The organism is Paenibacillus sp. p3-SID1389, assembly GCF_025151705.1.
In the GTDB taxonomy this organism is placed as follows: domain Bacteria; phylum Bacillota; class Bacilli; order Paenibacillales; family Paenibacillaceae; genus Fontibacillus; species Fontibacillus phoenicis.
Genome location: NZ_JALXVO010000053.1, coordinates 18137 through 29321 on the forward strand (window position 1 = coordinate 18137; position 11185 = coordinate 29321).

The 11185-nt window shown below is 48.9% G+C and carries 10 protein-coding genes and 16 tRNA genes; 4 read left to right on the forward strand and 22 right to left on the reverse strand.

Annotation, left to right across the window (positions count from 1 at the left end):
- Window positions 1-83: 83 nt before the first annotated feature.
- From M3G15_RS17775 to M3G15_RS17785, 3 genes are all read right to left on the reverse strand, one after another.
- Complete coding sequence (locus M3G15_RS17775; RefSeq protein WP_260071644.1) at window positions 84-1007, reverse strand: carbohydrate ABC transporter permease; 924 nt, start codon at window positions 1005-1007, stop codon at window positions 84-86.
- Window positions 985-1974 carry a carbohydrate ABC transporter permease gene (locus tag M3G15_RS17780; RefSeq protein WP_260071645.1) on the reverse strand — a complete coding sequence of 330 codons (990 nt, stop codon included), beginning with the start codon at window positions 1972-1974 and terminating at the stop codon, window positions 985-987. Before M3G15_RS17780 ends, M3G15_RS17775 begins: the two co-directional genes overlap by 23 nt.
- Before the next feature lie 191 nt (window positions 1975-2165).
- On the reverse strand, window positions 2166-3416 hold the full coding sequence (locus tag M3G15_RS17785) for a GntR family transcriptional regulator (protein ID WP_260071646.1): 1251 nt from the start codon (window positions 3414-3416) through the stop codon (window positions 2166-2168).
- Window positions 3417-3656: 240 nt separating this feature from the next.
- On the opposite strand from M3G15_RS17785, the gene M3G15_RS17790 reads away from it, so the two are divergent.
- Window positions 3657-4052 carry a hypothetical protein gene (locus M3G15_RS17790; protein ID WP_260071647.1) on the forward strand — a complete coding sequence of 132 codons (396 nt, stop codon included), beginning with the start codon at window positions 3657-3659 and terminating at the stop codon, window positions 4050-4052.
- On the opposite strand, the gene M3G15_RS17795 is transcribed toward M3G15_RS17790, so the two are convergent.
- From M3G15_RS17795 to M3G15_RS17805, 3 genes are read right to left on the reverse strand one after another with little or no spacing between them, the layout of a single operon-like run.
- Complete coding sequence (locus M3G15_RS17795; protein ID WP_260071648.1) at window positions 4031-5224, reverse strand: Ger(x)C family spore germination protein; 1194 nt, start codon at window positions 5222-5224, stop codon at window positions 4031-4033. The two genes, M3G15_RS17790 and M3G15_RS17795, sit on opposite strands and share 22 nt — an antisense overlap.
- The gene (locus tag M3G15_RS17800; RefSeq protein ID WP_260071649.1) at window positions 5217-6320 is read right to left on the reverse strand and encodes a spore germination protein; all 1104 of its coding nucleotides are present in this window, start codon (window positions 6318-6320) and stop codon (window positions 5217-5219) included. The genes M3G15_RS17795 and M3G15_RS17800 overlap by 8 nt, the downstream gene beginning before the upstream one ends.
- A 24-nt stretch (window positions 6321-6344) precedes the next feature.
- Window positions 6345-8018, reverse strand: a complete 1674-nt coding sequence (locus M3G15_RS17805) for a spore germination protein (protein WP_260071650.1) — start codon at window positions 8016-8018, stop codon at window positions 6345-6347.
- Between the two features lie 323 nt (window positions 8019-8341).
- On the opposite strand from M3G15_RS17805, the gene M3G15_RS21720 reads away from it, so the two are divergent.
- The 3 genes from M3G15_RS21720 to M3G15_RS17815 all read left to right on the forward strand — a co-directional run bounded on the left by M3G15_RS21720 (window position 8342) and on the right by M3G15_RS17815 (window position 9356).
- Window positions 8342-8488 (forward strand): copper resistance protein CopC, encoded by a 147-nt coding sequence (locus M3G15_RS21720; RefSeq protein ID WP_397376641.1) that lies wholly within the window; start codon window positions 8342-8344, stop codon window positions 8486-8488.
- A 59-nt stretch (window positions 8489-8547) separates the two neighbouring features.
- Entirely contained in the window at window positions 8548-8919 is a 372-nt protein-coding gene (locus M3G15_RS17810; RefSeq protein ID WP_260071651.1) for a hypothetical protein, read from the forward strand.
- Between the two features lie 71 nt (window positions 8920-8990).
- On the forward strand, window positions 8991-9356 hold the full coding sequence (locus M3G15_RS17815; RefSeq protein WP_009224686.1) for an ArsR/SmtB family transcription factor: 366 nt from the start codon (window positions 8991-8993) through the stop codon (window positions 9354-9356).
- Window positions 9357-9475: 119 nt separating this feature from the next.
- Here M3G15_RS17815 and M3G15_RS17820 read toward each other — a convergent pair.
- The 16 genes from M3G15_RS17820 to M3G15_RS17895 form a co-directional block, all read right to left on the reverse strand.
- Window positions 9476-9559, reverse strand: a tRNA-Leu gene (locus tag M3G15_RS17820).
- Between the two features lie 23 nt (window positions 9560-9582).
- Window positions 9583-9668 (reverse strand) — tRNA-Leu (locus tag M3G15_RS17825).
- A 10-nt stretch (window positions 9669-9678) separates the two neighbouring features.
- Window positions 9679-9752: transfer RNA gene (locus tag M3G15_RS17830), tRNA-Cys, on the reverse strand.
- Between the two features lie 11 nt (window positions 9753-9763).
- A tRNA-Gly gene (locus M3G15_RS17835) sits at window positions 9764-9838 on the reverse strand.
- A 5-nt stretch (window positions 9839-9843) separates the two neighbouring features.
- A tRNA-Gln gene (locus tag M3G15_RS17840) sits at window positions 9844-9915 on the reverse strand.
- A gap of 22 nt (window positions 9916-9937) precedes the next feature.
- A tRNA-His gene (locus M3G15_RS17845) sits at window positions 9938-10013 on the reverse strand.
- Window positions 10014-10043: 30 nt separating this feature from the next.
- A tRNA-Trp gene (locus M3G15_RS17850) sits at window positions 10044-10117 on the reverse strand.
- Between the two features lie 7 nt (window positions 10118-10124).
- Window positions 10125-10210: transfer RNA gene (locus M3G15_RS17855), tRNA-Tyr, on the reverse strand.
- A 3-nt stretch (window positions 10211-10213) separates the two neighbouring features.
- A tRNA-Thr gene (locus M3G15_RS17860) sits at window positions 10214-10289 on the reverse strand.
- A gap of 20 nt (window positions 10290-10309) precedes the next feature.
- A tRNA-Phe gene (locus M3G15_RS17865) sits at window positions 10310-10385 on the reverse strand.
- A 15-nt stretch (window positions 10386-10400) separates the two neighbouring features.
- Window positions 10401-10477 (reverse strand) — tRNA-Asp (locus M3G15_RS17870).
- 35 nt (window positions 10478-10512) lie between these two features.
- Window positions 10513-10586 (reverse strand) — tRNA-Met (locus tag M3G15_RS17875).
- Window positions 10587-10675: 89 nt separating this feature from the next.
- Window positions 10676-10751: transfer RNA gene (locus M3G15_RS17880), tRNA-Val, on the reverse strand.
- Between the two features lie 90 nt (window positions 10752-10841).
- Window positions 10842-10913: transfer RNA gene (locus M3G15_RS17885), tRNA-Glu, on the reverse strand.
- A gap of 18 nt (window positions 10914-10931) precedes the next feature.
- Window positions 10932-11023, reverse strand: a tRNA-Ser gene (locus tag M3G15_RS17890).
- 66 nt (window positions 11024-11089) lie between these two features.
- Window positions 11090-11162 (reverse strand) — tRNA-Asn (locus tag M3G15_RS17895).
- Window positions 11163-11185: the final 23 nt, after the last annotated feature.

Sequence of the window (11185 nt, forward strand, 5' to 3'; positions counted from 1 at the left end):
CACTGGTGTTTGATCTGTTTCATCGGTTCGATCCATAACGGACCGCAGTGCACCTTCTACATTGAAATGAGTTCCCGGCCTTCCTAACCTTTGATACCTGTGTTCGCCAGGCCCTGCACAATATACTTCTGGAAGAAGGCAAAGATCAGCAGCGCAGGAATCGTGATGCCAAGGCTCAGGGTAATAATCATCGGATAGTTGATCACGGCACCCGGGCTTGCCCCAACGGAGGAAATCCGCGTGATCGCCGCAGGAAGCGTTTGCAAACTGTCGTCCGTTGTATAGAAGAACGGTGTAATAAAATCGTTCCACGTTCCCAGCGCTGTCGTGATCGCGATAAACGCCATAATCGGCAGCTGCAGCGGGAATAGAATCTGGAAGATCAACCGGATCGTCCCGGCCCCATCCACAATAGCGGCTTCGTCGATTTCCAGCGGCACCTTTTCCAGCGACTGCTTCACCAGAAACGTCCCCATAATATTGATGCTAGGCCCACCGATCAAGTAAACCCACCAGGAGTTCAGAATACCGGTTCCGCCGGTAAAGATATCGTTTCCCCCGGCAAACGGGAAGCGGGCAAATTCAAGGTAAGTCGGAATGATCGCCAGCGTCCCGGGAATCATCTGGGTGGCAAGCATGATCAGGAAGATCGTATCCCGCCCTTTAAACCGCAGCCGCGCGAACACGTATCCAGCCAAAAATGAAGTCAAAATTGCCCAAAACGTGTTGTAAGCTGTACGAATCAGCGAGTTCTTCATATAAGTGGCTACTGCAGCATCCGTGGACCCAACGATCAGCGCCTTGAAGTTCTCCAGCGTTGGCGCTTTAGGAAGCGGGAAGATGCCTAACACCGTTGAGGAGAATTCCGTCTTGGTGAAAAAACCAGCAAGCACCATAAAGATCAACGGGTACAGCAAAATGAGCCCAACGCCAAGAAGAATGAGATGTCCCAGTAAATGAACGGGCTTAAACTGTTTGCTAACTTTAGCGTTCAGTGGACTGGGCATGTGGGAGCGCCTCCTTTTTCGCGGGTTTGACGGGCTTGATCGGAATGCTTGTCCGACGATCGGATTTCGTTGACCAGTTGTAGTACAGCACAGTCACAACAATAACGATCAAGGCCATGATCAGTGAGGAAGCGCCAGCCATCCCCAAATTGAAGTCCCAGAAGCCGTCCCGGTAAATACGGAACACCAGCACTTCGGTTTGCCCGTAAGGCCCGCCGTTCGTGATGAATAATACCTGCTCGTAAATCTGGATCGCTGCGATCAAGTTCGTAATGACGATATACGTCGCGATGGGTTTTAACCCTGGCAACGTGACATACCGCAGCTTATGCCACCGTCCCGCACCATCGATTTCCGCCGCCTCGTACAAGGACAAATCCACGGATTGCAGACCGGCCAACCAGATTAAGGCTGCACCGCCTACCCCTTTCCAGACTGAATAGACCACAATCCAGAAAATGCCCCATCCGACGGAGTACTGCCATACGATCGGTTCCTTGCCCATCGCTTTCAGCAGGTTGTTGATGACCCCATTGTTCGAATCCAGAAAAATGTTGAATACTTGCGTGGTCGCAACCGTTGCCGTGATGGCGGGGATGTACCAAATGGAACGATAAAACCCTTTGCCGAACAGCGGCAGGTTCATCAGCAGTGCAGCAAAAAAGCCTGCTCCCAGCGTAATGACCGTGACCAGTCCGCCCAGCCAGATCGACCTCCACAATGCATCCGTGTACACCGGGTTTTGAAAGAAGCTGATGAAGTTATCGAACCAGATGAAATTAGGTGTATCTGCCAACCCCACCCATTCGAAGAACCCTAACACGAACCCGAACAAAGTGGGAAAACCCGAAACCACCAACCATGCCAAAAACATCGGCACGAGGATAACGGCGGCGATCAAAGCATCTTTGTGCTTCCCTAACCTGCGCTGCGTTGCTTTTCGCTTCTGTAATCCCGCGGTTTCCATCGTCCAAGCAACCCTCCTTACTGTGAAGTGCACTGATAAAGCTTTTGTTCTAAGTTGTATTATCTATTTGTAATATTAACTATATTTCACTATGTCATTTATGTCAAGAATTAGATATATCATTTATTGCTAATTTAGCATAAAAAAAGACACCTAGCTTGCAAGGGCAAGCAGGTGCCCTGTCAATCTACTTACTTTACTCGTTTTGCAAGGGGTCCCGTAGATTGACTTTCAATTAATTTTGGCTCCAGGATGACTTTAGTATACCCCGCATCCTTAAGCTCAGGCTTCTCGAGAATGTCTCGCAAAATCCGGGCTGCGGCTTCTCCCATCTCGATTTCCGATTGCGAAATATGCGAGAAGAATCCCCATTCATGCAGCCCCGGCGAAGGATCATCAAACGTCAGGATCGAGATGTCCTCCGGCACCCGAAGCCCTAATTCTTTACATATTGAGTAGATGTGCAGGCCAAGCCGTCCGTTCAGTGTGATATAAGCGGTAGCAATCTGGTTCTTGATAAACCGGTACAAGGGGTGCTTCTTGTCGATCTCGCTGTAATCCACATTGAAATCGGTGAGGATCAGTGCCGGATTAATCATCGCTCCCTTCTGTTTGAGCGCCTCCATATATCCGTTAATCCGTTCCTCCACTGTAATTGTAGGCAACGGCGAATCGGAGCAAATGGCGATGTCGCGATGCCCCAGGCCCCACAAATAGTCAACGGCAAGCTGTCCGCCGATTAAGCCGTCGCTGCGCGACAAGTTCGTAGCTACTCCCGGCAAATACCGATCGAGGAGCACAAACGGGTAACCTCGCATCTTCAGGGCTAAAATTTCCTCATTGTACGTTTCCGCATCACTTGGGAAAATAATCAGCCCGGCGGCCCCTTTGCGAATCAGATCGTTGATCGCTTCCTTCTCCCGGTCAATGGAATTGTACGTCAAGACGATCTGCAGGCTGTATGGACTGTCTTCAAGGATGTTATTAATTCCTTGAAGCAGCCGAATGGCAAAATAGTCTACCAGCATCGGCATAATTAGCCCGATCGTGGTGCGCCCCGGAATATGGGATGCGGCTTCGATCCCTCCCAGCGAAGGGTCAGCTACCCCTCCGTTTAACGCTCCGAGATGATGGACCGGCGCCCCCGCATTTCCGTCCAGCACGGGCCATGATCCCCCCTCCGCCAGAGAGCCTTGATGGCGTTGCAGCAGCTCACCGATGCCTTCGCTGACGAAGCTTCCCCGCCCGGGGATCCGGTAGATCCAGCCGTCCTTCGCCAGCTGCATCAAGGCATTGGCTACCGTAATTCGGCTGACGTCGAACTGTTCCATTAACTCTTTTTCCGAGGGGATCTTATCGTTCTCCCGCAGTTTGCCCTGCAGGATCATTTCTTTGAAGTGCTGTTGAATCTGCATATATAACGGTTTACGTTCGTTTTGCATAAGACTTCTCCTATCTTATTTCTCCCCATATATTTACATTATATCATTTATAGCATTTCGTCAATCTATTTCAAGTCATTCACTCGCTTGACATTGACTATTGGATATATTAAACATATTATACACGTTCTATCGTTTTCTTTACACTTTCGTAAAAAAAGGAGGGGATTTGTGATTCAGCGCTTCAAGGAACCTGTCTACGAGCGATAACCCTAATATGAGGATACGAGGTGAACGCATTTGTTTTGCAAAATAACGATGACTTGTCTCATTTTATTCTGCACCATGTCCTTATCCTTTGGTACCACCTCTGCATCGGCACAATCCTCAGTGGAAACCGCGTCCAAGAATACAATCAGCTGGCCTAAATTACAAGCGCTTCCAAACTTCGGGAAAGTAAAACAGCTGGATGTGCCGACGTTACAAAGTCTCCACCGGGAACGCTTATCTCAGATGGTCAGCAGCGACGTTGCGGGTGAATTCAGCTCCGTAGAAGTGACCTACACCTTCAGCGAAGGCGACAATTTCCGATACAATCAACATCGCAGGGCCAAAGAATCGGTTGGGGATTCAATCGATCCTTTGGCCCTGCTTTGGGCTGTCGAGGATGTCGTTCATTTCTTGGATGCACCGTAATCCGTAATCGTAAAGTCGATGTCAAAGGTCACCGGCGTACGGCTAAAAACGTCGTCCCAATGGCTTTCGACTTCCTTCCAGTATTTAGGGTGCGTGATCCTCAACCGGTTGCCGAACCCAGCCACATCGGTTTTATATTCTGACTGCATTTTATGCATCGTCGTCTCGAGCATTTGGTTTAGCCTTTTTTCGAAGATCTTCTTTGCTTTCTCCAAAAATTCGGTTTTGGAGGGGTCTTCCTCAAGATCCCAGTTTTCGATTAACCGCCCTTCCGATTCAATCTTGACATGAAACGAAAGCCGCCCTTCCTCGATCCGGGGGGTGATTTGCGTCTTCTCGTCTTCAACCTCGTAAGTGATCGTTTCATTTCGCCAATCATAGCTTTTGATCACCCCACCTTCAACATCGCCTTGAATCCAAGCAATGCTCTCCACGTCCGTTTGATCCAATGTGCCGATCCATTTGCCGGTCGACCCTTTGATTATCCCCGCTCCCGTAAATTTCGTTTCCCCACCGTACTTAGACACCTCCTGCAGGAGAAAGCTCTGCTTGGTGCCCAACCTCTCATTCAACTCGGTCAGATTCACCTCATTCATAATTTTGCCGGTCCTAAAACGTTCTTGCAGCATGTCCCTCAGCTTGAAAGCGGGGGGATCTCCGGAATGCGTCATTTCCAGCGTTTTTCTCGCCTTCCCTTTGCTCAATAATACGATGCAGCTAGGGCGTGTATCGTTATCGCGAAGCACGAAATCCATCAGTTTGTCGATGCTCTGCTGACGAACCAACTCAGTAGATACGACGATCACCTTCAAATGCTGGCCGATGACCGCCCGCTTCAGGCGAAGCGAATACTGCCGCATGATTTCAAACAGAGAATCCCCGGTTTCCGACATATTCAGAAATTCGCTTTTCCTCCCTTGACCCCCTGATTGTTTGTCGCTGCTGAAGTTTCCCATCGGAACGATCTGGATCGTAGCCGTAATCAGATTTCGCTTAGGATAATTTCCTCCTTGTTTCTCCAGCTCCCGTTCAACGGTCGTCGGTTCTCCCGCATCCAAGGCCAATCCGATATACAAGCTTAAATCTTCAATTTCTTTACTGCTCCAACAACCTGTTTGCAACGCAAGCAGGCCAGCGGCAAGAAACAGCGACAAAATACGGCGCTTACGCATTCGGTTTGAGTCCCTTCTTCCGAATTAGGTATACGGTTGATAACGGAATCGTAACTAAAGCGAAAATTATCATGCTGGTGTTTCCGACGGCGCTGCCAAGCGTAAATAAGTCGTTCATGTTTTTGGGAACAAGAGCGACGATAAAAACCACCGGCATCAGTGCAAAGAGCGCGGTTGGGAATTTTATGCGCATTATTTTCGATACGCCCAAGACCGTCGTAAAGAAAAAGATAGTGAAATTGCAAAACATCTGCATTAACCAGATGACCAAAAACGGAAATTCAAGTCGTTCAAAAAACAAACCGGTGACTTCAAAGCTTCGCAAAAGATCAAGCGTCGGCCAGGTGCTTCTTAGAACGGCGTCAACCGACATGCTTCCCACGACGATCACGGTGGCGCAAAAATAAAGAACGAACGGAATACTCAAGCCAGCCAATATCGCCTTAACCGCTTTCTCGGGGTGCTCCATATGGCCAACTAAATACAAAACGACTTCACCGCCCGCAAAAATAAGCATTGTCGATTTCAAGCCATTGAACACCGGAGGCAATCCTTCACCGAGAAAAGGCCGCAAGTGATTGATATCAAACATCCTCATGCTGAAAAATAAGCTAAGCAGCAAAATCAGGATACTCACAGGAAAAATAATTTGACACAAGCGGGCAATGCTGTTGATTCCTCCAGAAATCAAATAGGCCGCCGTCCAGATGAACGGAATAATGACAGCCCATATGGGGGTACCTTCCAGCAATAAAAAGATATCCACCTCTGCCAGAGCGCGAATCTCAAATCCGGCCAACACCAGAAAATAAACGGTGATCAGGAGGGACATTATACTGCCCATCACTTTCCCGACAATTTTTTGAGAAAACTCAAAAATCGTGCTTCCCGGAAACTGCTGGCTTAATTTGACCATGAGCAGCACCGCGAGCATCACAACGACGCCTCCCAGCAATACAGACAGCCAGGAATCCGGGGTACGCATTTTTTCGGTCACATCCCGGGGCAACGTTAGAATGCCAGCTCCCAGAACACTGTTGGTCATAAAGATGACCGCTTGCGATGAGGTGATTTTGTCGTTGGTGCGAATAAACAAGTGATCCCCTCCTAGCTTTTCGGTTTAAGATCTGCGTTGTTTGCGGACCGTCTTCAACAATTCGGGTCTGCGTTTCATTAATGTCAAGGGCGCACGGACGAACAAGTCCTTCCAGTCGCCGATACGGATCGGCGAAAAGGGCGTGACATATGGCACACCGAAGCTTTCCAGCTTGGTCAGATGGCTGCAAATCAGCAAAAAAAACAATATCGTACCGAATATCCCCAGTACTGCTGCAAAAAACATGCCTACGAATCGCAACATACGCAATGTGATTCCTGCACTGTACATCGGAATCGAAAAGGAAGCGATGGCGGTTACCGAAACGACGATGACCAGAAACGGACTAACGATCCCCGCCTGAACGGCGGCCTCTCCGATAATCAGACCGCCGACGATGCCCATCGCGGAGCCGATGGGCCTGGGCAGCCGAACCCCCGCTTCCCGCAAAATTTCGATCGAAACTTCCATGATTAATACTTCGATCAACGACGGAAATGGAACCCGTTGGCGTGCCTCGATAATCGTAATGGCTAATTCCGTCGGAATCAGTCCGGGATGAAAAGAAATAAATGAAATATACATCGCTGGAATTATGAGAGACATAAATGCCGCAACAAAACGCAGCATCCGTAAAAGTGACCCTGCCATCCATCGTTCGTAATAATCTTCCGGGGACTGCAGCAGCATGCTGAAGGTCACCGGAACAATGAGCGCAAAGGGGGTTCCATCCAGGAGTAAGGCGATTCTCCCCTCCACCAAGGCGCTCATGACCCGGTCCGGACGTTCCGTATTTTGCGCCTGTTGAAAAGGACTTAGGATGTCGTCTTCGATCAGTTGCTCGACATAGCCGGATTCGGCAATGTAATCCAGATCGATCTTGGCGATGCGTTGCTCCACTTCCTGCAGCAACTCCGGATTCACAATGTTTTTCATGTAGACGATCGCAAGATCTCGCTTGATTACGTTGCCGACAACGTATTTCTTGATTTCCATTTGTTCCGTCCGTCCTTGGAGCCGGAGCATCGCTGTATTATCGCTCAGGATTTCGGTAAAGCCCAATCTTGGCCCCCGCAGCAGCGCTTCCGAAGTTGGCTCCGTGATCGCCCTGGATTTCCCGCGGGGGGTGCCCACAAGCAGCGCGCACGCCATTCCTTCAACCATCAAAGCCGTATACCCTGCGAGAATCGACTCTCTGAGTTCCCGTTTGCCAACGACTTCCGTTAGTTCGGTAACCGGCAGTAGGTTTTGTTTGAAGTAGGAAACTAACCCCTCCGCCGGGGGAAACTTCATCCCTTGCTGCGCACTGTTATCCGACTTCAGCATAAGCACTTGCATAATGTGGCTATTAATCAACTGTTCATCTTGCATACCGTCAACAAAGATCAGTACCGCTCGCGCACCAAACCCGGCGAGTTCGTATTCTCGAAAATGAACGTCGTCATTTTGGCCGATCGTCTCTTTAAGATGCATAAGATCGGTTTCATATTTGCCGGACAGCTGCGAATCCGTACTATTATGAGTTTCCAGAAAAACACGGTCTGTCGTTAATCCTTCCCTTGAGCGCCCGTGCTTATCCGTGACAATCGAGCGAAACCAGCGATGCAACGCAAAAATGAGGAGAGGAATGAGCAGAGTAACCCCGGCCAGCATGAAAGTCGGCCAGTCGGGGATATATTCTGTGATTGTCGACCACACGATAGATCACCTTAATCATTTATTTGGATTAATTTCCCCAAAAACGGTTTATATATTCATTTCCTTTCCGCGCTGTGCAACGTGAGTCTGGTTTGCCGGGGAGCCTTACATCAACTATTCCTTCCCTAAGCTTTCCTCGGCTCCAAAGGATAATTTACACACGAACGCTTATTCATATATGATCATATGGGGATATATAGATCACGCCCTATGGTGTATGTCAATGATATTTAATTCGCATCTTCATTATTCGCGAAAGAATCTGAACTTATAACACATGATCGGAGCGATATTTTTATGAGAAAAGTATTTTCTTTATTACGATGTTTACCTTTGTCTCTCCAACGATTACCTCGGCGCATACCAAGCTGACCTCTTCTTCCCCAATGCAGGATGAAGTGGTAAACACTGCAATCGGCAAAATTCGGCTGGAATTCAACACCACCTTGTCGCCTGGTACGGCAATATAGGGCTCATTACGTACACGCTTCATTTTCTTGCGGTTGCAATCTGGTCCGGCACATTGCTGGTGGCAGGTTGGTTTAAACCTGTACACTCCTGGCGCCGCTTCCTGTCATGGTTCCACCCCGCAGCAACGCTCGCGATGCTGGTCATTGTACTGTCCGGACTTTACTTGACAAATGCGGTTGCGCCCGAATACCTAAATGCTTTGGCCCTTCCTTATGGACAAGCAATCCCTATGATTCATCAGGGTTATGAAAATGCGGAGCTTCAGCTCCGCATAAATGCGATGATCTTTATTTATATTGTTATTGCATTGGGATATATCGCCGCCATATTTTACTTGTTCCAAAAAAACAAAAATGCGTATCTCGCCGTTTCGCTCAGCGTTTTGCTCGTTATAGCCTTATATGTTATTGTGATGACAACAGTCGCTTAATTGTAATAATTTCGTTTAACCAATCTTTTTTTGATAAAATGATGCAAACGCCTTACAGAAGGGGATAGTCCATGACACAGTCCATAAATACAGCGAAAGAATGTGATACGAACTGCTCGGGCACACTCGTTGATTTAAAAGCTATCAAGGCGGAGCTTATCGATAACCAGGCAGCGGTTCAATTTGCCGACTGGTTTAAGGCTTTCAGCGATCCGACGCGCGTCAAAATCATCAGCGCCTTGCTAAAAAGGGAGCTTTGCGTGCACGACCTGACAGTGCTCCTCGAAATGGGTCAATCGGCCGTTTCTCATCAACTGCGATATTTGCGCAACCTCAGAATTGTTAAGCGGCGCAAGGTTGGAAAAACGGTCTATTATTCACTTGACGACACGCATATCGAGCAAAGTCGCCTCTTCATAAAGTACAACCATGGCTAAAAAACGCTACTTTCTGCTGCTAGACTGAATAGTAGACACAGATTACACCACCGAGCATAATTTCCTAAACAATAAAAAAGCCCTTAGGATTCCTGATCCCAAGAGCTTAATTTCACAGTTGGTACCGGTGAGAGGACTCGAACCTCCACGGGTCTCCCCACTCGATTTTGAGTCGAGCGCGTCTGCCATTCCGCCACACCGGCACATATAAAGTTTTAATCAAAAGTGCGGAAGACCAGACTTGAACTGGTACGGTAGTCACCTACCGCAGGATTTTAAGTCCTGTGCGTCTGCCGATTCCGCCACTCCCGCGAAGTATCAATGGAGGCGCCACCCAGATTCGAACTGGGGATAAAGCTTTTGCAGAGCTGTGCCTTACCACTTGGCTATGGCGCCATAATATAGAATGGAGCGGACGACGGGAATCGAACCCGCGACCCTCGCCTTGGCAAGGCGATGCTCTACCGCTGAGCCACGTCCGCTTAAACTGGGGATATAGGATTCGAACCTATGCATGACGGAGTCAAAGTCCGTTGCCTTACCGCTTGGCTAATCCCCACTATATTTGATTGAGAAAGAAATGGGGCGATCGATGGGACTTGAACCCACGAATGCCGGAGCCACAATCCGGTGCGTTAACCCCTTCGCCACGACCGCCATAATATAAAGTTATCAAGTGAAAAAATGTGGCAGGGGCAGCAGGAATTGAACCCACACCAAAGGTTTTGGAGACCTTTGTTCTACCTTTAAACTATGCCCCTAGGAAACTGGTGGAGGCTGATGGATTCGAACCACCGAACTCGTAAGAGAACAGATTTACAGTCTGCTGCGTTTGGCCACTTCGCTAAGCCTCCACGTGGTGCCGGCGAGAGGACTTGAACCCCCAACCTACTGATTACAAGTCAGTTGCTCTACCAATTGAGCTACACCGGCTCTTCAACAACATTGTTGAATGGTGGCTCGGGACGGAATCGAACCGCCGACACGAGGATTTTCAGTCCTCTGCTCTACCAACTGAGCTACCGAGCCTTATATGAAGTTAAATGGCGGAGCCGACGGGATTCGAACCCGCGGTCTCCTGCGTGACAGGCAGGCATGTTAGGCCTCTACACCACGGCTCCACACTTAAATGATTGCATCCTCTTAAAGAGGATAATTGCGGGGGCAGGATTTGAACCTGCGGCCTTCGGGTTATGAGCCCGACGAGCTACCGGGCTGCTCCACCCCGCGTCAATAATAAGATTTTATTATGGGGTCCCCGAAAAGTAATCGGAATATACCTCAGAGACTTAGGCTTCACTCTTTGGGGTGAAGTTTTATGGTGGAGGCTGAGGGGATCGAACCCCCGACCCTCTGCTTGTAAGGCAGATGCTCTCCCAGCTGAGCTAAGCCTCCATGGGAAAAGACAAGTTATATTGTAACAGATCCCCCATTCAGAAATCAAGTCACTCAGCAAAATCAACTTGAAATCATGAAGGGAAGAAATGACCCGTAGGGGATTCGAACCCCTGTTACCTCCGTGAAAGGGAGGTGTCTTAACCCCTTGACCAACGGGCCATGTAGAAAGAATAATGATGGCGGAGAGAGAGGGATTCGAACCCTCGAGACGCTTGTGACGCCTACACGATTTCCAATCGTGCTCCTTCGGCCAACTCGGACACCTCTCCAGATATAGGATCCCAGGAAGTTATGAAGTGTATCTCAGAAGTATAACCTACTTCCTGGGACTTTGACTCCCCGAACAGGACTCGAACCTGTGACAACTCGATTAACAGTCGAGTGCTCTACCGACTGAGCTATCAGGGAACATTATGAAGTTTTCAAGGTTG

Bases quoted from the DNA above. Each gene is read 5' to 3' on its own strand.
- M3G15_RS17795 (WP_260071648.1), bottom strand. From the start codon at position 5,224: ATGCGTAAGCGCCGTATTTTGTCGCTGTTTCTTGCCGCTGGCCTGCTT.
- M3G15_RS17775 (WP_260071644.1), bottom strand. From the start codon at position 1,007: ATGCCCAGTCCACTGAACGCTAAAGTTAGCAAACAGTTTAAGCCCGTT.
- M3G15_RS17785 (WP_260071646.1), bottom strand. From the start codon at position 3,416: ATGCAAAACGAACGTAAACCGTTATATATGCAGATTCAACAGCACTTC.
- M3G15_RS17780 (WP_260071645.1), bottom strand. From the start codon at position 1,974: ATGGAAACCGCGGGATTACAGAAGCGAAAAGCAACGCAGCGCAGGTTA.
- M3G15_RS21720 (WP_397376641.1), top strand. From the start codon at position 8,342: ATGTTTACCTTTGTCTCTCCAACGATTACCTCGGCGCATACCAAGCTG.
- M3G15_RS17815 (WP_009224686.1), top strand. From the start codon at position 8,991: ATGACACAGTCCATAAATACAGCGAAAGAATGTGATACGAACTGCTCG.